This window comes from Streptococcus hongkongensis (assembly GCF_053206145.1).
The window spans coordinates 31912-52041 of sequence record NZ_JBRUGD010000003.1 but is presented as its reverse complement, the minus strand read 5'-3'; the positions used below and the strand labels follow the sequence as shown (position 1 = coordinate 52041).

Here is a 20130-nt window from a genome sequence, read left to right as displayed (position 1 = left end):
TTAAAAACATTAAAGACTGTAGCGAATCCTATAAAAAAAGAAATGATTATTGGATATTTTACCCAGAATTCATTTCTTTTCATTATTCCCAATTAACATTAGCAGTTTGTTTAGTCTGCCTTTTTGATTGCCCGATCACTTTTTCCAGTAACAAACATGGTACATGATGCTTTTGTTATTAACTGACCAGCTTGATTTGTTATCACAATATCAATAACTTTTGTTGTTTTGCCATTATGAACACAGCTTCCCTCAACAAAAAGAGTATCTCCAGTATGACCAGCTTTTAAATAATTAATGTTTGACTGTAAGGTAACTGCTTCAAACCCCGTTGAAATAACAGTTAAGCCAGCAATTTGATCACAAAGTGTAAAAAGATAACCACCATGTGCCATGCCGTAGTAGTTCAACGAAGATTCTACAACTTCTGTCGAAACAATGACATGACCAAATTCAACTAACTTAAATGTATAGTTTTCAAAAATTTTAATTTCTTTTAGCTTAACAGACTGTTTATATTCTATTTTTTCTGATTCCAACATTACTACCTCAAAATTACAAGTTGACACTATTATACTATTTTTTTCTCGTTAAGCTAATTTTTTAACCGAAAACAGATTAGACATCACATTGACATTTTTTATTTCCCATTGTTTCTAACACGTCATTCATTCTTGCTAAAAATATAGACTAAAAAGCACTCCATTAATTATCCATTGAGTACTTTAAAATAGTTATGATATCAGCCAATTTGATTATTTAGTAATAAATAACTTAGTTCCACTCATGCCAATCATTATTTGACAACATTGTAATTTCTTGGTTTATAGCTTGGATTACTGTCAAATCATCAATTGCATAAGACTTGTTGGTCACTTGCTTAACCCATTCATTAGCTGTATCCAAAGTATTACAAGGCAATTCAGGATTTCCTAGATGTGGGAAAATAGAAAAATCAACTAGGAACAACCTGTTAATTGTCCATTTTTCATGTTGAGGAATATGACTGTCTTATCTACCTGATGTCAAATAAGAGACGAGTTCTTCTAGAGAAGTTTTTAATGGACTAACTTTACTAGCAGTTTAATTTATCTATTACAATAATCACTCATTTCAGTCTAAGAAAAAAGTATTAAAGAACTAGAATTTCCATCTTCTCGTTTTTAGATTTTCTTGATTGAAGTCGCTTTATCCTTCTATTCACATGTACCATAATGATAATGAATTACTGAGGACTTTTTGTAAGATGTGTAACCTTTAAGACACAGTCCGTGCCAGTGTTTAGGAATACTTTGGTAAATTTCTTCTAAGAGGAGTTGACAGTGCCTCTGATCTTTGGGATAAATTGTTATCAGGGAACTAATTAGAGTATGATCCTTATTTCTAGTAACAATCTCCTCAATTTCTCTCATTGACGGTAGATATTTAAATGTTAGTCGTTTTTCAACCAAATAGGGAATCAGTATAGCAAAAATAGCTTTGATATTAGTGCGACTAGCTGAAATTGCAATTTTGTAGCCAAAGTCTGGTAGTGTCTGATGTGTGGAATTAAACCATTTATAGGAAGTAGGTTGCATGATAATCTCCGAAATTTTTAGAATGCCCCAACATTTTGTGTTAGTAAGTAATAGTTGAGAGGTTAAGAGTAACTATCAAGGTAGTCAGATCTCGTCGTTATTTTTAGTATAGAGAATTAAAAACAATTGAACAATGACATACATGTCACTTTATTTTAGTATTTTGCCATTAACTCGTAACCTTTTTTCAACACAGTTACAATGACTAATACGACTTATTGTTATTCAATTGAATGACAAATGGTTAGTTAGTATCAGTCTTACTCTAGTCCAAAAATGTGACTAGTCTGCATTCACTTGAATTTTTACTAAAAAAGTCAGAATAATTTACTTTAACCATTTAAAACGGTATACTGACATAATGAAAAAGTAAAAAGGATGAAAAATGAGAGAACTTGTACTATTTTTACACAGCTCGCTAGATGGCTTTGTTGAAGGCCCAAACGGTGCTATGGATATTGGATTTGTAGCATATAATGAGGATTTAGAAGGCTTTGCCAATAGGGCCTTGGCGACTGCAGACACAATTTTATGGGGCAGACCAACCTATCAGATGATGCACAGCTATTGGCCACAAATGATCAACCATCCGGATGCCTCAGAGCACGAACATAACCATGCTAGATGGATTAATGATGTCGAAAAAGTAGTCGCATCAACCTCACTTGACGAAGTTACTTGGAATAATAGTAAACTAATCAAAGATAACTTGCCTCAAGCCATTTTAGACCTAAAAAACCACCCTGGTCAGGATATTGTAGTCCTCGGTAGCCCACGTCTAGCCAAAGAACTGTTGAAGCTGAAACTCGTTGACCGCATTAAATTAACGGTCTCTCCAGTCCTTTTAGGCAATGGCTTGCGCCTCTTAGACAATCTGATTGCTAACTTAGAATTAGTCTCATCAGAAACTTTTTCATCTGGAGCTCTCGCTTTGGACTATCGAGTAAAAAAAGAAAGTAAATAGGAAAATAAGAATGATATTAGTTATTGCAATTATTACAGGCATCATTAATTTTATGATTGGCGGGCTATGGTATGGCCTCCTTTTCAGAACACCCTGGATGAAAGCTATGGGAATTAAGCAAGAGGATATCGGTAAAAATGGTGATGGTAAGCAAGAAATGGCCATGACAGTTATCGTTGAAATCATTCTCAGTATTTTAGTCATCATCTTCTTACACTCTATCCATGCAGCCACTCTAACCTCGGCATTAACGATTGGTGTTATTGTCGTTTTAGCTAGTCTAAAAAACTACTTCTTCGAACAAAAATCGCTTCAATTAATTCTAATTAATGAAAGTTATAAAATCGTCTCATTTTTAGTGATTGGCTTAGCACTAAAACTTCTATAGCAAGCCTTTTAATACACATTAGTTTTCATAATTTACATAAGGCTTATCTAAAGCCTTTTTTGATAGGAAAAATGATTATAAAATAAGTTTGTGACATAATTATTTAATAAAAATCAATGTTTATTCTTTGTGTAAACGGTTTCTTGGTGTTATAATGATGGCATAAAAAAAGTATTTTTCACAAACTATTACTTATTTTACTATCACAAGGGAGGTAATCTAATGACTAATGATCCAAGAAATAAAAATGGGTTAGGCGAAAATCTAACGTCTCAAAATAAGACTGTTGGTAAAGTCCTTGGTATAACAACTGCTGCAAGGAAACCTGTTTATGATAATTTTGATACGATGACTGCTGGTCAACGAGGGCCAGCTATGCTTCAAGACATCTGGTTACAAGAAAAACTAGCACAAATTTAACCGCGAAGTTATTCCAGAACGTCGTATGCATGCCAAAGGTTCTGGAGCATTTGGTACCTTTACTGTAGCCAATGATATTAGTGAATATTCAAAAGCCAAAATCTTTTCTGAGGTTGGCAAACAAACTGAACTTTTTGCTCGCTTCTCTACAGTTGCAGGGGAACTCGGCGCTGCTGACACCGAACGAGATATTCGTGGCTTTGCCTTAAAACTCTACACTGAAGAAGGTAACTGGGATATGGTTGGGTCTTAGCTTATACTGTAGATTCTGGAAATACTCATGATAGTCAGGCCTTTCCAGCACTTTGGAAGAAGATAAAAAGGTTTCAACCAGACTTTATTATCGCTGATTCAGGTTACAAGCCCCCTAGTATTGCCAAGTTACTCTTGGATAATGAGGTAAGACCTGTTTTCCCTTATACTAGGCCTCGTGGTAAGAAAGATAAGTTAAGACCAAATGCCTTTAGTTATGATGAGTATTATGATTCTTATCTTTGTCCCGAAAACCAAGTATTGTCCTATACAACAACAAATCGATCTGGCTACCGAGAATATAAAAGCGACCCCGAAATTTGTGCTTCTTGCCCCCTTCTAGAAGTGTGTACTGAGAGTGTGACTCACCAAAAGGTTGTCATCCGACATATCTGGAAAGACTATCTAGAAATTTGTGAAGATATTCGGCATCAAAGAGGTATGAAAGAACTCTATAAGCTACGTAAGCAGAGTGTTGAGCGGCTTTTTGGAAGGGCTAAAGAATATCACAACCTTCGTTATACGAGAGAAATTGGAATGTCCAAAATGAAAGCTAAGGTTGAACTGACTTTGGCGTGCCTAAATCTCAAAAAATTGGTTAAAATGATGGCATAAAGGCTTTTTTATTTTAGCTTAAATAGCATAATTTATCAGATTTTAGAGAAATTAAGACTAGACAAGAAAAAACAAACTAACAACTTCACTAGTTTGTCTTCGTTCTGCAAAAAGAGGCTTAGGCCTCTTTTTTTTTATGATCTACTAAGAAGAAATGGGAAGACTAAAGTATTAAATACTTGGGGAAAGTTTTTGGCAAAGGTATGGCGCATGCCAGGCACTTCAATAAGCTGACAATTGGGAATGGTTTTGGCAAGCATTTGACTATGTTTCAGTTTAATCATATCGTTTTGACCAACAATAACGAGTGTTGGCATGGTTAACACTTGAAAATCTTCTAAATCAAGTTTTAAATTAGCAAATAGAAGTTTTGTAATCAGATACTTCTGATATGCTTTTTCAGATCTATGTTTCTTTAAATATGCAGGAATGAATTTTAGGACAGAATGGAATTGATTACTCAGTCTGGTTCCAGTGAAAACTGTGTTTGGGGCATTTAAAACTAATTCTGTCACGCGCTGAGGATGGGTACAGGCAAACTGCAAGGCGATATTAGCCCCATCAGAAAATCCAAGTATGGCGACTTGGTCGATTTCTAAAAAATCTAAAAGTTCTTTAAAATCGGCAACCATTTGAGGAAAGGTCAAGTGATGCGAGGCGTTTCCACTAAGTCCACGCGCCCGACAATCCACCAAAATTAGTTGGAAGTGTTCAGAAAAATCAGCAAGCTGACCTTTGAAATAATGATGACTTCCACCATTGCCATGAATCATCAAAAGTGGCTTACCTTGACCAATTAGTTGATAATAAAGTGGGGTTCCATCTGATAACATAAAATAGTGTCCGTTAGTTGGTTGCTCAAGCATACATCATATCTCTCCTCTATTATTCTTATTCATTGTAACACGGTCTCACAAAAATGCATTACAATCTGCTTGGAAGGCTAGTCACTAATCACAATTAGCCGAGAACCTTGGAATTCCAAACCAAGGACTTGCACACTTCTCTCATTATGGTATAGTATTAAAGAAGATATTTAGTAGCCGTGGGCTGCTATTTTTTATGTAAGGAGAATTATTAATGACTGCTGAAAACTTTTGGCAAGAGTTACCAAAACCATTTTTTATATTAGCACCTATGGAAGACGTGACTGACGTTGCTTTTCGTCATGTTGTGGCAAAAGCTGGCCGACCTGATGTATTCTTCACGGAATTCACAAACTCAGCTTCTTATTGTCATCCTGACGGGCTTGAATCTGTTAAGGGACGTCTCACATACACACAGGATGAACAACCATTAGTTGCCCATATTTGGGGTGATGTTCCGGATAACTTTGCTGAAATGGCTAAAGGGATGAAGAAAATAGGCTTTGCAGGGGTTGATATTAATATGGGCTGTCCAGCCCCAAATGTCTTTAAGCACGGCCGTGGCTCTGGTCTGATTTTAAGACCAGAGGTTGCTGCTCAATTAATTCATGCAACTAAAGAAGGTGGCCTTCCGGTATCTGTTAAAACGCGCCTGGGTCACGCCAAACCAGAAGAATACAAGGTTTGGCTTAAGCACGTTCTTGAACAAGGCATTGCCAATCTTTCCATTCACCTAAGAACCAAGACCGAAATGTCCAAAGTGGACGCTCATTGGGAGATGATTGGGGAAATAAAGGAGCTGCGCGACCGCATCGCTCCCGATACGCTATTGACGATCAATGGCGATATTCCAAATCGTGAGGTTGGTTTAGAGTTGGTCGAGAAGTATGGCGTCGATGGCATCATGATTGGGCGCGGTATATTCCATAACCCTTACGCTTTTGAGAAAGTTCCTACTGAACATAGTCCCAAAGAATTGATTGATCTCTTCCGCTACCACTTGGATCAATTTGACAAGTACCAATTGCGTCCCTTCCCATCAATGAAACGGTCATTTAAAATTTACATCCGCGGATTTGCTGGCGCAAACGAGCTCCGTATTGCTCTCATGGATGCTAAAAACACAGATGAGTGTCGTAAGTTGGTAGATGAGTTTGAAGCGAAGCATGTATAGCATAAAAAATCACCCCCTTGTTATGGTTTTGATTCAGATTAAAGACAAACTGATCTAATATTCCAGTTTGTTTTTTCTTTTCCCCCCCAATTTCTAGTTTAGAGAGGTATTTGATGACTTTCTGGCAAAATAAACATACTAAGATTAGTAGTGAAGGAATTTCCTGTCGGAAATTCCTTCACTACTTTTTAAGAGTTTTTTGATACCACGACACTGGAAGCTCTATGGAATCATTAGCATAGCTAGTGGTTTTCGGATAACAATAACCAATGCTTTTATTGGTACTGATTTAAGACATTACGGATCAGAAAATTAGTTAGCACAAGAACACATCACCAAACATGGCAATCTCTATGCTAGAAAGATTTTATTTAAGTCTATCCACAATATTGCTTCGGCTAACCATACTAACCTTTGTCATATTGCAGATTTCTCTGAAAACCAAAAATGACAATCGCAAGTGTGCTCGACTAAGCCTTATACGATTGCCTCTATACATCCTCTGATTAGAACAATCTATTACCTCATCATATATAAATAAACTTTATGTTTACAATTTAGCTAAAAATTACTAAAGTATCTTATGCAATGGTATTGTAACATCTCATTTTAAAAAAAGTTAATAAGGTACCACTTTTGTGTGCTCTTTTTTAGAAAATTGATGGTAGGCTTATTCAAAAATAATGATATCAGCCATTTTTAATAAAGAAATTCCTTGAGGAACTTGGCAAACAGTAGAAAAAAGAGAGCTTGTCAATGATGCACATTTTGCATCCAATGAACAAACTCAACTTGAAACTTTAAATATATCGAAGTCTATTATGAACCTCTACGTCTCCATTCAGCTTTTTGTTATCAGTAACTAATAGAGGTTGAAAAAATAGTCACTAATTAATTATCTTAACTGTGTATTTACTTTATTAAGTCCATTCGTAATAAGACCAGCTGAATCATAATATTAAGAGTCAATACATTATTTTGCTAGTCATACAAGCTTTAAATCTTGTAATCTATTCAGCTATTGGTTTCGCTTTGTCTTCTTGCTCACCTGATGCTGCTACTGCTTGGTCTACTTGACTCTTAGAGGCAGGGACTTCAGGAACTTTCCGATCAGTTGGCTTCAAACTAGGGTCTTGATTAGGTTGAGAAGTTGGATTACTTCCTGAGGACTTTTCAAAAAGAACTGCACTCCCAGTTGGATCAGATGTCACTTTAGGAACTGGATTAGTTTCCGTAACAGGCGGTAGTACCAAGTCCTCGTCGTCATCGCTAGGCCACCAACCAGACGGAGTAGTTGTCCTATTTTCTCCTACTTTACTAAAGGTAAGCGTATAGGTGATATCCTCTGTAATTGGCTTATTGTAGTTTGATAAAAATGTTTCATCCAAGGGATCTGAATGATATCCTGTTTTTCCTTGTCCTGTTGGAGGCAGAATCTTAGCACTTTCTAAACTGTGACCTTTACGAATAAGGTAAACAATTGCTTTAGATCTCCCTATACGACTAATCAATTCTCCATTTTCTCCTGCTTTAAAAGCAACCGCCACATATTTTTCAGGATTATGCCAATAATAATTAGGGTGTCTACTTGGGTCATTACTATCTGTCGGATTATCTGGATTTTTAGCAACATATGGTCCAATATATGTTGCTGTAGTTCCAAAGGCAGCTAAACTAATCATCGAACTAACCTTATCTGTTTCTTTTTCCCCTCCTAGAACAACATTTCTAAATTCGATAAATTCGTAGTTATTATTAGGTACAGGGCCAGGTACGACTAGTCCTTGTGCCTTAGCCTCTTTCCAGGTAAGATTGGTATTGACATAATAAATGAATCCACCTTGAGTATGACCGTTTAGTCGGAGAAGACCATTGGCTATTGAAGAATACCTAATTGTGGCATAGTTTGTCAAATCAATACTCGACACATCATCATTAGGGCCGTAAACACCTTTAGTAGGTTGCTGTTTAACTTTATCAAAATCAGCATAAAAGGCTTGGTGTTCGCGCGCCATCTTACCGGATGTTGGCAATTGTGCTTGCCAACCTTTAAAGATACGATCGTCTTTTTGAATAGCCTTAGGCAGTGTCAGGTTTAACTCCTCCCAGTTTAGGTCTTTACGGACTAAGTAATAAATCCGTTTAACTTTTTTACCATCAATCTCGAGGTCACCATAGGGACTATTCGTGCTAAACTGCAAGGAAATAAAGTTTTTAATGTTTTTAATGCCGGTAACTTTATACTTGCTATGGATAGCATTACGGGACAGCGCATCATTAGTACCCTCTGTATAAAATGGGCCATAAATTTTACCTACTTCAACCTCAAGGTTGGTCGTTTCAGTCTTCACATCGCGCTCGGGATCATCAGGTAAATCCGGATCAATCTTATAAACATGGGAATGATCGCCATGGCGAACACTCATGTAGTTACCATCAATGGTAATTGCGTCCCTACTGACCTTGAAATGTTCCATGTATTCGCGTACTAATCGTTCTCTACGCGCTTCTATCGTTTCACCATCTTTTTTCTCGAGAATCTTATCTTCTGGAGTCTCAAATGGTTTTGTCATATCAATGTCTTTCAGCAGAACAACATGCTTATGATCCTCATGTGGGTACTCTATACCCACTTGGCCAGAAACATGGACTTTTTTGAGTTGTGAAGGATCCATCTTAAGTGCTTTGGCTAGGTAGGCCAGTTTTTCCTGATAATCAGCTTCTTCTGCTGGCTTAGTCCTGTTTTTTTCCGCTGATGGTTTATACTGATCAACTAAGTGGGCCCACTTACTGTTTCTTAACTCGTCAAAACTGATGGGATGCAAGTGACCGCCATGATTTACTAAGATACTGCTAGCCGTTTTGCCACTAATATTGGTCCCATCAAATAAGAAGCCATCACTTGTTGGGTAATCTAGACCTGGAATACCGCCAGGGCGATGAATAAGAGGGGGTGTGGAAGGGGCAGGGTAGGTAGTTCTTGCCAACTGTTGCACTAGTGGTAAGCCCAGACTTGATTTTAAGATGTAATGGTAGTGGTCGCCATGGCGAACAGTATAGCCGTTAGCATCTTCCGCTACGATGTCTCTTGGATTGAAAACATAGCCATCACTAGTGGCAGGACGTGACCAAGAACCAGCGGCTGAGATGACCGAGCGCATGGAGGTAGGGGCTGCTGCTTCCTTATGGTTCTTCGGAATCAGGTAAGCCCATTTACTGTCTTTTAAATCTGAATAAAAGAAAAAGTGTTTGTGGTCGCCGTGCTTCACGATGATACCTGTATCGGTTTTACGTTCGATTTGAGATTCATCTGTTAGTAAAAAACCATCGTCTGTAGGTTTATCAATACCTGCAACCATCTTGCCTTTTCTTTTTTTAGTAGCCTTTGTAGCTTTTTTTGATTTAGTAGCTTTAGCTTTTTGATGTTTTTTAGGTTCTTGAGAATTTTTCTGTTGAGGTCGTAACTGACAAGCAGCTAAGGTCAGCTGGCAGGTTAGCAATATCCCAAGCAGATACAAGAAACGTTTATTTTTTTTTAGCAAAGAGTGGACTCCTTTTCCGTTTTTTTATTTACCAGTTAAGTATATCATTTGCTATTGGTGAATACAAGATTTTTTGAAAAGTAAAAGTTATCATCCAAAAATAAATAGATAGATTATATTGAACTATCCAAGACTTATAATGAGTTCTACAATAAAACTAAAGACAAACTTATAAAGAAAATCTGAATAGGTTACAGTAGACTAACATGAAAAGCTATCCAATAAAGTCGATAACAGCTGATAATGGGAGTGAGTTTGCATTACTAAACGACCTAAAAGGTATTGATATTTATTTCGCTTAAGCTTATTCATCTCACGAACGTGGGACAAATGAGAACTTCAATGGTCTGCTTAGAGAATTTATTCCTAAAGGAATATCACTTAATAAATTAACCCATGAAGACTTAGCTAGGTTCACTCTAGCCATCAATAATAGACTTAGAAGATTACACAACTATAAGTCTGCTATAAACTATTTGAGCTAGTTCAAATAGTAATAAGGAGGTATTGACTTAATCAGATGAATGATTTGTTGCCTTTGACTTATCAATTGAGGAAAAAATATTTTATTTTAATTTTTTTAAATCCTCATCATCCGGATGCGAAAGTGCGTCGTTAAATTTTTCAATATCAAATTCGTAGCTCTATTGATGTTCTGATTTAAGCGTTTCATTTTTTTTATGATACTAGTTGGCATCTTACCCTGACACATAAATGAACCAACTATAGTATTGGAAGAATCAATATACTTGGAAGTTGCTTTTAATATTTGACTATAATAATTATTTATATTTTCTGATCCTGCTGTTCCAAATAGGAAAATTTTTTTATTTTTTATTTCGCTTAGAAATCGACATGTTTCTTGATCACAGCATCCTTTAAAAGTCCAAAAACCTACAAATAATAAATCTGATTCTTTTATGTCAGTATTAACTTTCCCCAAATAAAGCAAGTTACTATGTGGGAATAATGTTTTTATGTAGTCAGCTAAAATAGCTGTATTGCCTATGTTACTATTATATACAATTGAGTACCTCATATTAAATTTAACATCCCTTCTAATACAATATCAAACTTTTATCATTTATATGTTAGAGGTCAATGCTAGAACCCTGAATTAACAATGGTTTCTCAATAACACTTTTATATCTTTAGACTACTTTGTGTAAAATCAACTGTGTGCCTTTTGTGCCATAATTTTACTACTTTCGCTTTACAATTGATTTGGATACCTATATTGTAGCATGTTTGGTGTTTTTTTGTAGTATAACTTTCAACGTGCACTCACTTATTGGATAGTATCCCAAAAGTTAAACAAAAATTTAAAGATTGAGATTAGACTTATCAATGAAAAGGAAACATAAAGTTAAGAGAAGTTGTGACCAATTTTTCCTTGAGTGTAATTGTTCAGTAAAAAAATCTTGAATAGTAATAACTTAAAATGGAGGAAAAAGTTAATTCTGTCTGTGTATAAGCATTCTTTTCTTTCGATTCCCTCTTAGATTAGTTCAGAAAAACTTTTTGTGACAATTAACTGCTTCTTGTTTTTTCAATCAGCAAATCAATAATCCGCAAGCCCTTGATATCTAGAATGTTTATAACTAGAATATTATCTACACTAGGGAAAAACAATTTTCTACAATAACAACCTTATCTGCTAGATCTGGATAAAACGAATGATCGCTGTATAATCTTTTACACTATATTTGTCTTATTACTTTCTGTATTATTTTTTATAAGAGCCGAGCACAGTTTTTAGCAGAATATATTATTTTTTCACATTTTGGATTGGCTTAAAATCTCTCATTACTAGTATCTCTCCCTTGCTTGACTTCAATTTGTCAGAAAGTGGTGTCATTTGATTAACTGATTTAAATTTGGCTTTTTTATCCCTTTTTCTGCATATAGATTAGTACAATTTTTCTTTTAGACTAGAAATTTGTTTTTTTGTGCTAGTTTTTTCATAGATACTAGTCTTAAAACAGAATTTGATAAGCTACGTAACATAAACATACTATAAAAATGAGTACACTATCGGATTGTATACAATGGACGGTTTCAATCCCGTCTTCTTGCTCTTTTAACAGACATTCTCTTCCTCCAATGAGTCGCCAGTCAAGCGAAGTGACTGATCGGCCATTTTTGCTATTTCTCGACTATGTGTTACCATAATAACACAGCATTTTTCCTTTTTAGCAAATTCTTTTAATCGAAGAGTTATTTCATTTGCAATAGCATAATCCAAGTTGCCAGTAGGCTCATCAAGTAAAATTGTTGGGGTTTCTGCCACTAGTGCCCGGGCAATGGCAACACGTTGTTGTTGTCCCCCGGAAAGACGGAGTATGTTGCGCGAAAGCATTTCTTCTTCTAAGCCCAGTTCTAAGAGTAACTGCTTATTTGCCTTTGGATTAACTAACTGAATATTTTCCAGCGGTGTTAAGTAGTCTAGTAAATTGTAATTTTGAAAGACCAGAGCAATATTTTTCCGACGATGATGAGCATATCCTGTCTGGCGGATATCTTTTCCATTAAAAAGAACCTGTCCCCCCGTTGGGGTATCGAGTCCAGCCATTAAAGAGAGCAAGGTCGTCTTACCAGATCCTGAATTTCCTAAAATCGTATAAAAGACTCCAGGTCTAAACGTGTAATTGATTTGGTCCAAGGTTTTTTCTTCATTTCCTTTATATTGATATGAAATATTGTTTAATTCAAGCATAGTTTCCCTTTCTCATTAAGACATCTTAGATAGAATTTCTCTTGGTTTATAACAAGTGATAATCAAACTTGTCATGACTATTGCAATTAAAATAACAATTAGTCCCGTCAACAAAACAGTTATAATTTCCATACTGCTAACCTGCACAGCAATTTTTTTAATCGTTTGCATGAACATATCTGTCTCACTATCTGCACCTAGATTCATCCCCCCCATTCCCTTCATAAAGTCTGCTCGAACAGACAATGAGGCTTGGTAAACCAAGGTATCCCCGAGCCATTTCCCTAACCACTGACCACTAAAGGCCGATAGAAGAAAGGCAGGTGCGGAAAGCATAATCACTTCAAGAGCGTACTGGGTAACAATAGCAATTTTTGATTGACCTATAGCCAACAAAATACCTGTTTCATGCGTTCGACCACCTATCCAGAAAAAGAGTGCCATACTCACTAATACAATAGCCGCGATAACCACAGATAACTGCAAGGTTTCAACCAATTTATTTAAGATATCGATACTTTTAGCATAGGTCACCAATGATGAGTCTTTGGCGGTTAGCTCGTACTTATCCCAAGGGATAGACTCCTTCTTAATAGCTTCTTGCAGTTTGGCTCCATCAACATTTTCTTTTGGAAAAATAGTTACTTTACTATATAACGCTTGGTCTTTTTTGTAGCCATATAAATCTTTGGTAAATTGTTCATCAGAAAATACCGTATTTTCTAGCATCTCATAAGGATTATTTGTTTTTCGAGTCGTATTTCCTTTAAAAATACCTACGATTTTTGCTTCTAATGGGGATTTATCCTTTGCATTTCTCAATGGATCTCGACCAAATGATAAAATATCTCCAACTTTGAGATGATTAATTTTAGCAAATTCTTCATGGACCATCATGACATGCCGATCAGTCGGCTCAATATGCCGTCCTTTTTTAAGGGTAATCATTCTAGCTGTAAATTTAGAATCATCCTTAGAATAGCTACTTCCATTTACGAAGAGAACCTTCTGCTGAGTTACTTCATTAGAACCTCTTGTCACCATTTTTTCCTTGGATAAGCTTGCATAAGCAGTTAAAGTACTATTGACACGAGCCACATTTGAATTTTTAGCAATTTTCTGAACGCTTTTCTCAGGAATTTCACCTGAACCGTATCCATCTCCAATGTTAGCTGTCTGGTTGCTAGCAATATGAAGCATGGTTTCACTGTGTTTGGAAAATTCTTCCTTAGAGGCATATGCTGCATTTCTGACCGCAATGCCACTAATCAAAGCTGTCGCTACCAGCCACAAGGTTAAAAAGAGAGTCAAACTTTTTCTTTTTTTACGACTAATATAAAGTAAAGATCGTTTTAAAATAGACATGATATACTCCTAAGACATTTTTGATAAAATTTGTTTTGGATGCAAGCGAGCAATTGAGTAACTAGATAGCGCAACTGCTAGAAAACTAATCAGTGTGCCAAGAAGATATAATCGAACAATATCTCCAAATCCAACTCTGATAGAAATCAAGTCAATTTTTTCGGTCATAAGATTCATATCCTGTACTGTTTGAGCTATTATCCCTCCATTTACCTGTGACAGCAATTGATTGGCAAGGCCTTGCCCCATAAGGTTTCCCAAGAAAATAGAAAAGATAAATGACAGCATTACAACCACTAAGACTTCAAGAAAATAGTGCAAGATGACTTGCCCCTTACTCATCCCGATAGAGAGTAAAATCCCTGTTTCCTTAATACGATTATTAATCCAAAAAGTCAGCATCAAAACAAGCAACAAAGTTGATAAGATACTTATAATAGTTAAAAGTTTAGAAACCAAGGCATGTAGTGTAAGAATATTTTGGAAAGATTCTCCATAGTAATCTTTGGCATTTTGTACTTTCAAATGTTGCCAGCGAAGTGGCCATTGTTTGATATTACTTAAAATTCCTTCTACCTTCTGGGAATCATCCAAACTCACCACCATACTCTGATAACCCACTTTTCCACTTAAAGTTGAAACCTTATCCTCGTTTGCTAAGACAGTATTGGATAGATTTTTTGAGGCAAAACTATCCTTTGCCTTGGGATTGACCGCAAATAGTCCTGAAATATTGAATGTTTGCTTGCCTAATTTAAATTGGTCGCCCACTTTCAAGTGATTTTTCTTCGCTAATTCCTCAGGTAGCAATGCTTGTGATGTTTTATCAGAAGTCAAATGTTTCCCTTTTACCAAAATTAACTGTTTATCTCGAAAAGCAGATAGAGGGGATGTCGCCTTATAGCCAAGCACAGTGAGAGACGAATGTTTTCTCTCTTCTACATGGGGATTTTTTACCAATTTCAAATTCGTTTTAAGGCTTGCATATGTATTAGCTTCAATATTTTTCACAATTTTTGCATTTTCAAATGCCTTATATACCTCTTTGGGCCATAGACCTTCTGCATCTGCAGAGAGATAAATACGACGACCTTGTGGCTCAATAATGTTTTTCTCTAGTGAGTTGCGGATCCCAATTAAACTAATTAAACAGGCCCCGATTGTTAAAAATACTACAAACAAAATAGCTGTTTTAACTTTTTTTCTCTTTAAGTAGCGAAGACTGAGTTGCCATATATTCAATCGTATATTTCCTTATATTTATATCAGCGGGTACTCCCGCTGATATAAAATACCTTTCATTATTTTTTTAATTTTGTTTTGAACTTAGATAAGTACTATCGAGTTATATATTTCCAAATATTTTGATGTTTTATATTATGTATAGACACAAATCAAAAAGTACATGGAACGACAACACTCGCTAATAACTATAATAGAAATCAGAAACTTATGCTCTATATTGGTGTTGACATTGCCAAAAACAAATATGATTTAGTCTGTATCAATGAAAATGAAGAAGCTATGATAACTAACCCCATTAAAATAAGATGATAAAAATAATAGTTGTGTCATCCAAACGAATGATAATTCATAACAAGATTCCTCCTTAATTTGATTTTAGTTTACCGTACTTATATGAAACCCATGTGAAATTGAAAAAAGAATCACAATTTGTGACTCTTTCTAATATTTTTTTAAAATTGAATCCAGAAATCCATACCATCTTCATAAGGTTGAAAATCATAGGAATACCCTTTTTTTTCAAGGAAAAACTTGACAATATACAATCCCATACCTGATCCCCCAAATTCCGAACTTCGACTTTGTTCTAAACGATAAAGCGGTTCAAAAACCTTTCTTAGATTTTCTCGAGGGATTGGCGAACACTGGTTTTTAATAGACAATTTTCCATCTATTAAGGAAACGAAAACCTTTCCACCAGTGGGTGTAAAATGTACTGCATTGGATAATAGATTAGAAAATATTTTTTCTAGCAAAGACCTATTACCAATTTGATAATGCTCCTCCAGTTGGCAATCAATTTGCAATTGCTTATTGCTTGCTAAAATACGATACTCTTCCAAACAATCCTTCAACAAACTTGCAAGAGACAAATTTTCTTCTTGGAGGTACTGGCTTTCATTGATAGAGTCCTGGGAGATGAGAATATTTTGAATCATTCTATACATTTTATCAATTTCCAACAAAGACGCATTCAAATACTTGTCACGGTCTTTATACGGACCAACATTAAACATCATATTTTCAATGACCAAGCGAAGACTGGTCAAAGGTGTTTTCAACTCATGTGAGGCCGCCCGCAAGAAGGTAATCCGATCTTCTTCCAACTGTATGATGTGTTCGTTTTCTTCTGCCAATGAATCAATGTTTGCCAGCAAACTTTCATACAATTCATTGATATGCCGCCCCAAAATATTAAATTCATCAGACCCTTTCACAGGGTAGCGCTCAAAGCGATTGAGGTGCGTCATCTCATTTGTCACCGCAACCATTTTACGAATAGGTCTAACAGTTAAACGTGTATAGATATATGAAAAAATCAGTGAGCAAATAATAGAAAATACTAGCGTGTAAGGCAGACTTCGAATGGTTGCTTGCCGTGCCTCTTTAATCGATGTTACATCCATCATCAGTTGTAAGATGACAGTCTGTGATTTGTCATTTTTAATCCTACGAAGTTTGGAAATCACATATTCCGATTGCTGAGCGGACTGGGGAAGAGCAATTTTTAAACCACTATTGGCCTCTTCTGAACTTCCAATATCAATGACCGTTGTATTGCCAAAATAATACTCTCTTTTATCCATCTCAAGAGTCACATTGACCATATGCTTTTGTGCATACGTCTCTAAAATCTTTATCATTGTTTCCTTGGACTGATTGTCCAGCCTATCTGCCAGGTAATCAATTTTTTTGACACTCTCAACCTCTTTCATATCTGAATAAATCCTTGGCATTAAGTAAAAAATACCCATATGAACAATAGCAATCAAGCATATAAAAAGTAAAAGAGTGGACATAAATATTTTCGGAAACAACTTAAGTTTCATCATAGCGATACCCTACTCCTTTCACAGTTGTTAAGCAATCTAGGTGCAGTTTCTTTCTTAAATTCTTGATGTAAACATCTATTACACGCTCGTATGGTACTTCAAAATCATCCCAAATAGCCGACAAGATTTGGTCGCGGGTCAGAACCAAACGTGGATGATCCACTAGGTAATGCAAAAGTTGAATTTCCTTTGTCGTCAAAGAGACTGCATCCCCTGCATAGTAAGCTTGAAAGGAATCAAAATCAACGCTAGCTTCCTTATACTGCCATAACTGCCTATCTGGAATGTCACAACGACGCAATAAATTCTCTATACGTTTCAAAAGAATCAACAAGGAAAATGGTTTTTCAATAAAGTCATCAGCCAACTCATCAAAGGAAGTAAATTGAACATGTTCATCTGTCAATGCTGTCAACATCAAGACAGGAATTTGACTAACCTGACGAATAGTTTTCAATACTTCCAATCCATCTTTCTTAGGCATCATAATATCCAAAATAGCCAGTGAAGACTGACCAAATTTTTCAATGGCCTCTTCACCATCTTTTGCTATTAATACATGATAACCACGGTCAGTTAAAAAAGCTGAAATCGCTTCTCTGGTTGCCTTCTCATCTTCAGCCACTAGAATTGTATAAGTCATATAATACTCCAAAACTTTTTAATCAAAGTTTATTATATCATCAAACAATTAAGAAAAGAGAACTCTACAAATAATTTTACATAAACGCTCATAAAAAGCTGTTACATAATAATCAAGTAAATTATTCAGATAAAAAATATTGCATTTGTGTTGTTTTAATAGTACAATATATTTAGTGAAAAATGTACAATAAGGGAGGGCTACAAATGAACCTTGAGAAACGAGGTGTCGATCATAAGCGATTAATTCATGTATTAACATTTGTTGGAATTATTATATCACTACTATTTTTTATTTATTTTAAAAGTCATCCTAACTTCTTTGCCATAGGTGGAACATTTCAAGAATATCTGACAAAAATGGGGATTTTTGCACCTTTTATATTCTTATTACTTCAAATTGTTCAAGTCATTTATCCTATAATTCCTGGAGGGTTGACATGTGTTTTAGGGCATGTTGCTTTCGGACCTTTTTTAGGTTTTATTTATAATACTTTGGGCATTTTTCTGGGTTCTGTAATAAGCTTTTTATTGGCAAGAAAGTATGGTAAAACATTTGTTAAATCATTTGTTTCTACTGAAATGTATAACAAATATATAAAATACTTGGATAAAGGAAAATTTTTTGAGCGATTTTTATTTCTTACATTTGCTTTACCTGGATTTCCAGATGATTTTCTTTGTATGGTAGCTGGAATTAGCAAGATGAAATTAAATAAATTTATTACAATTTTTCTAATTTCTAATCCTGTTACTTTGTATATTTATACAATTTTAACTTATCACGGAATAAAGCTAGTGGGGAATTTGATGTAATGATTGCGAAGAAACTACAAATAACTTAATAAAATTCTCTGCAGAAGCCTCTTTTATAACTAAAAATTTTATAAAATTTGACTTTTAACTACCTTATTGAACTATCTATTTTTATTTGTTAATGATATGGCAATAATTTACTTAATTTTTACTCAGAGATTTTTATTATGTTATTATCCACTTTTAGGATTTACGGCAACTGTTATAGATAGATTAAAAAGGCAACAGTTTGTCCCTCGATGAATAGAAACAATCAATAAAGTATCAACTACAAAGCCCTCACTAGGATTATATACCTAATGAGGGCTTTTGCCTTTATTTTCATTATTTTGTGGGTGAGGACAAAGTCCTCTTGGGTGTCTGTCCCTCTCTCATAATTTCCTTTGTATTCATATTCCAACACCGGCGATATATAACATTTACCACATGAAAAATTGAACTGGGATATATCTGTTGTCCATTTTTTTAAAGGTTCCGGTGTGTTAAAGTTTCTAGCAACTATGTTATCAGCAATTTTGCCTACTTTGCCTTTATATGAATGATATTTCTCCTTTGGGCGACTGACTATTAATCCGGCATCATGCATAAGAAACGTACAACTAATTCATATCTTTGTTCAACTGTACGATCTTTACACAATAAAGAATGTCTAAAATCATCAAAACCAAGTATATCAACATTTTTTTGACCACTGTACTATTCTTTTTCTAAAATTTTTTGTCCGATACCTTCTGGTGTCTCAACACATTTACCAAAATAATACATGTTTACTGTATTTAACTTAAACTTATAATTATATTTCATACAAAAAAACCTTTCACTAGACTATCCAGTGAAAGGGGGATATATTAACATATCACCTTTAAAAGTGCAGTTCATTTTATGTTTTTTACTCATTAGTAAATTGTTTTCTAACACACCCATCTCAAGTAAAACAACTTAATAAGGTGATGATGATAGCCAACATAGGCCAGAATTAAATTATTATATTTTTTCTTACTTAATCAGTTTATTAAACCAAATTAGTTGGATAAAAATGGAGTGATTAATAAAACTAACTAAAAACATAGCTAGTTTTCAGCTAAATTCTTTTCAGATGTTAAGATTAGAAGCCCAATAAAAAAATAAAATAACAATTCTATTGTAATAGCAAAAAATATTTTAAGTTATTAAAAAAATTAACCTGATTAAAGGGTATTTACTTTTACTTTATACAAGACGATTGCAACCCAAACCGAAATTAGAGATGGTAATACTAATAAAATTAAATCTGCAGGATTGGTTATATCTAACTTTTCTATAGTTAATTGTTTATTATTGAAAAAATTTACAGAAGTAATAAGATTATCAAATACAACTTGATATACTGTTACATAAATTAAACTCCACTGAATAATATATTCACATAGAGTTAATACTTGAACATCAATAGTAAATCTTGCTATTACAAATACGTTAATCCAATAAAGAATAAGACCATTTATAAGTGCGACTAATAAGACAAGTGAAAACAACGAACTTAGGTTGGATAATAAAAAATGATTCAAAGCTGTATAAAAAATTAAAGAAATAAATATGATAAACAAAATACTACATAAGAAAGTTTCGATTGTAACCATTATAGTGGCTTGAAGTAAATAAAATCTTTTTTCTCTAGTAAAATTGGAAAGAAAACCCGAGAAGATTACTATTCCTAGTAAAATATAATTTATCAAT

At 34.7% G+C, this 20130-nt stretch carries 17 protein-coding genes and 4 pseudogenes; 8 read left to right on the top strand and 13 right to left on the bottom strand.

Annotated elements, in window-relative coordinates; translation table 11 throughout:
* Positions 1 to 110: 110 nt before the first annotated feature.
* The 3 genes from ACVRZD_RS02530 to ACVRZD_RS02520 form a co-directional block, all read right to left on the bottom strand.
* A complete protein-coding gene (locus ACVRZD_RS02530) occupies positions 111 to 542 on the bottom strand; it encodes a PaaI family thioesterase (protein ID WP_052128173.1) in 432 nt (143 codons plus the stop codon).
* A gap of 232 nt (positions 543 to 774) precedes the next feature.
* Positions 775 to 921: a hypothetical protein gene (locus tag ACVRZD_RS02525; RefSeq protein ID WP_155274975.1), complete on the bottom strand. Its 147-nt coding sequence runs from the start codon at positions 919 to 921 to the stop codon at positions 775 to 777.
* Between the two features lie 275 nt (positions 922 to 1196).
* Positions 1197 to 1577: a class III lanthionine synthetase LanKC N-terminal domain-containing protein gene (locus ACVRZD_RS02520; protein WP_037627614.1), complete on the bottom strand. Its 381-nt coding sequence runs from the start codon at positions 1575 to 1577 to the stop codon at positions 1197 to 1199.
* Between the two features lie 385 nt (positions 1578 to 1962).
* On the opposite strand from ACVRZD_RS02520, the gene ACVRZD_RS02515 reads away from it, so the two are divergent.
* The 4 genes and pseudogenes from ACVRZD_RS02515 to ACVRZD_RS02500 form a co-directional block, all read left to right on the top strand.
* Positions 1963 to 2541 carry a dihydrofolate reductase family protein gene (locus ACVRZD_RS02515; RefSeq protein WP_447450235.1) on the top strand — a complete coding sequence of 193 codons (579 nt, stop codon included), beginning with the start codon at positions 1963 to 1965 and terminating at the stop codon, positions 2539 to 2541.
* A 10-nt stretch (positions 2542 to 2551) separates the two neighbouring features.
* The gene (locus tag ACVRZD_RS02510; protein ID WP_037627612.1) at positions 2552 to 2929 is read left to right on the top strand and encodes a DUF1761 domain-containing protein; all 378 of its coding nucleotides are present in this window, start codon (positions 2552 to 2554) and stop codon (positions 2927 to 2929) included.
* Between the two features lie 348 nt (positions 2930 to 3277).
* A pseudogene (locus ACVRZD_RS02505) lies at positions 3278 to 3599 on the top strand (catalase); the annotation flags it as partial.
* Positions 3587 to 4364: pseudogene (locus tag ACVRZD_RS02500) on the top strand (transposase); the annotation flags it as partial. The pseudogenes ACVRZD_RS02505 and ACVRZD_RS02500, both read left to right, overlap by 13 nt.
* Here the strand turns inward: ACVRZD_RS02500 and ACVRZD_RS02495 are convergent.
* Positions 4351 to 5082: an alpha/beta fold hydrolase gene (locus ACVRZD_RS02495; RefSeq protein ID WP_052128144.1), complete on the bottom strand. Its 732-nt coding sequence runs from the start codon at positions 5080 to 5082 to the stop codon at positions 4351 to 4353. The pseudogene ACVRZD_RS02500 and the gene ACVRZD_RS02495 overlap by 14 nt on opposite strands.
* Before the next feature lie 214 nt (positions 5083 to 5296).
* Between ACVRZD_RS02495 and ACVRZD_RS02490 the strand changes: the two genes are divergently transcribed.
* Both ACVRZD_RS02490 and ACVRZD_RS02485 read left to right on the top strand, forming a co-directional pair.
* Positions 5297 to 6256 (top strand): tRNA dihydrouridine synthase, encoded by a 960-nt coding sequence (locus ACVRZD_RS02490; protein ID WP_037626735.1) that lies wholly within the window; start codon positions 5297 to 5299, stop codon positions 6254 to 6256.
* A gap of 268 nt (positions 6257 to 6524) precedes the next feature.
* A pseudogene (locus ACVRZD_RS02485) lies at positions 6525 to 6831 on the top strand (IS110 family transposase); the annotation flags it as partial.
* A gap of 435 nt (positions 6832 to 7266) precedes the next feature.
* Here the strand turns inward: ACVRZD_RS02485 and ACVRZD_RS02480 are convergent.
* A complete protein-coding gene (locus ACVRZD_RS02480) occupies positions 7267 to 9798 on the bottom strand; it encodes a pneumococcal-type histidine triad protein (protein ID WP_447450234.1) in 2532 nt (843 codons plus the stop codon).
* 206 nt (positions 9799 to 10004) lie between these two features.
* Between ACVRZD_RS02480 and ACVRZD_RS02475 the strand changes: the two are divergent.
* Positions 10005 to 10309 (top strand): annotated as a pseudogene (locus ACVRZD_RS02475) (IS30 family transposase); the annotation flags it as partial.
* A 69-nt stretch (positions 10310 to 10378) separates the two neighbouring features.
* On the opposite strand, the gene ACVRZD_RS02470 reads toward ACVRZD_RS02475, so the two are convergent.
* The 6 genes from ACVRZD_RS02470 to ACVRZD_RS02445 all read right to left on the bottom strand — a co-directional run bounded on the left by ACVRZD_RS02470 (position 10379) and on the right by ACVRZD_RS02445 (position 17599).
* Positions 10379 to 10837, bottom strand: coding sequence for a flavodoxin family protein (locus ACVRZD_RS02470; protein ID WP_080730864.1), 459 nt, complete (start codon positions 10835 to 10837; stop codon positions 10379 to 10381).
* Between the two features lie 1041 nt (positions 10838 to 11878).
* A complete protein-coding gene (locus ACVRZD_RS02465; RefSeq protein WP_037626737.1) occupies positions 11879 to 12514 on the bottom strand; it encodes an ATP-binding cassette domain-containing protein in 636 nt (211 codons plus the stop codon).
* 15 nt (positions 12515 to 12529) lie between these two features.
* Positions 12530 to 13879 carry an ABC transporter permease gene (locus tag ACVRZD_RS02460; RefSeq protein ID WP_447450233.1) on the bottom strand — a complete coding sequence of 450 codons (1350 nt, stop codon included), beginning with the start codon at positions 13877 to 13879 and terminating at the stop codon, positions 12530 to 12532.
* A gap of 9 nt (positions 13880 to 13888) precedes the next feature.
* Complete coding sequence (locus ACVRZD_RS02455) at positions 13889 to 15121, bottom strand: ABC transporter permease (protein WP_037626740.1); 1233 nt, start codon at positions 15119 to 15121, stop codon at positions 13889 to 13891.
* A gap of 455 nt (positions 15122 to 15576) precedes the next feature.
* Positions 15577 to 16956, bottom strand: coding sequence for a sensor histidine kinase (locus ACVRZD_RS02450; RefSeq protein ID WP_447450232.1), 1380 nt, complete (start codon positions 16954 to 16956; stop codon positions 15577 to 15579).
* Entirely contained in the window at positions 16943 to 17599 is a 657-nt protein-coding gene (locus ACVRZD_RS02445; RefSeq protein WP_037626746.1) for a response regulator transcription factor, read from the bottom strand. Before ACVRZD_RS02445 ends, ACVRZD_RS02450 begins: the two co-directional genes overlap by 14 nt.
* A gap of 206 nt (positions 17600 to 17805) precedes the next feature.
* Between ACVRZD_RS02445 and ACVRZD_RS02440 the strand changes: the two genes are divergently transcribed.
* Positions 17806 to 18414, top strand: a complete 609-nt coding sequence (locus ACVRZD_RS02440) for a TVP38/TMEM64 family protein (protein ID WP_037626748.1) — start codon at positions 17806 to 17808, stop codon at positions 18412 to 18414.
* A gap of 268 nt (positions 18415 to 18682) precedes the next feature.
* Here the strand turns inward: ACVRZD_RS02440 and ACVRZD_RS02435 are convergent, their stop codons facing one another.
* The gene (locus ACVRZD_RS02435; protein ID WP_052128148.1) at positions 18683 to 19000 is read right to left on the bottom strand and encodes a hypothetical protein; all 318 of its coding nucleotides are present in this window, start codon (positions 18998 to 19000) and stop codon (positions 18683 to 18685) included.
* Between the two features lie 601 nt (positions 19001 to 19601).
* Positions 19602 to 20129 carry an SA1002 family membrane protein gene (locus ACVRZD_RS02430; RefSeq protein WP_037626750.1) on the bottom strand — a complete coding sequence of 176 codons (528 nt, stop codon included), beginning with the start codon at positions 20127 to 20129 and terminating at the stop codon, positions 19602 to 19604.
* Position 20130 lies beyond the last annotated feature (1 nt).

Coding starts and splice junctions, on each gene's coding strand:
- ACVRZD_RS02460 (WP_447450233.1), bottom strand. CDS start 13,879: ATGTCTATTTTAAAACGATCTTTACTTTATATTAGTCGTAAAAAAAGA.
- ACVRZD_RS02510 (WP_037627612.1), top strand. CDS start 2,552: ATGATATTAGTTATTGCAATTATTACAGGCATCATTAATTTTATGATT.
- ACVRZD_RS02530 (WP_052128173.1), bottom strand. CDS start 542: ATGTTGGAATCAGAAAAAATAGAATATAAACAGTCTGTTAAGCTAAAA.
- ACVRZD_RS02520 (WP_037627614.1), bottom strand. CDS start 1,577: ATGCAACCTACTTCCTATAAATGGTTTAATTCCACACATCAGACACTA.
- ACVRZD_RS02440 (WP_037626748.1), top strand. CDS start 17,806: ATGAACCTTGAGAAACGAGGTGTCGATCATAAGCGATTAATTCATGTA.
- ACVRZD_RS02470 (WP_080730864.1), bottom strand. CDS start 10,837: ATGAGGTACTCAATTGTATATAATAGTAACATAGGCAATACAGCTATT.
- ACVRZD_RS02495 (WP_052128144.1), bottom strand. CDS start 5,082: ATGCTTGAGCAACCAACTAACGGACACTATTTTATGTTATCAGATGGA.
- ACVRZD_RS02445 (WP_037626746.1), bottom strand. CDS start 17,599: ATGACTTATACAATTCTAGTGGCTGAAGATGAGAAGGCAACCAGAGAA.
- ACVRZD_RS02515 (WP_447450235.1), top strand. CDS start 1,963: ATGAGAGAACTTGTACTATTTTTACACAGCTCGCTAGATGGCTTTGTT.
- ACVRZD_RS02450 (WP_447450232.1), bottom strand. CDS start 16,956: ATGATGAAACTTAAGTTGTTTCCGAAAATATTTATGTCCACTCTTTTA.
- ACVRZD_RS02490 (WP_037626735.1), top strand. CDS start 5,297: ATGACTGCTGAAAACTTTTGGCAAGAGTTACCAAAACCATTTTTTATA.
- ACVRZD_RS02465 (WP_037626737.1), bottom strand. CDS start 12,514: ATGCTTGAATTAAACAATATTTCATATCAATATAAAGGAAATGAAGAA.
- ACVRZD_RS02435 (WP_052128148.1), bottom strand. CDS start 19,000: ATGCATGATGCCGGATTAATAGTCAGTCGCCCAAAGGAGAAATATCAT.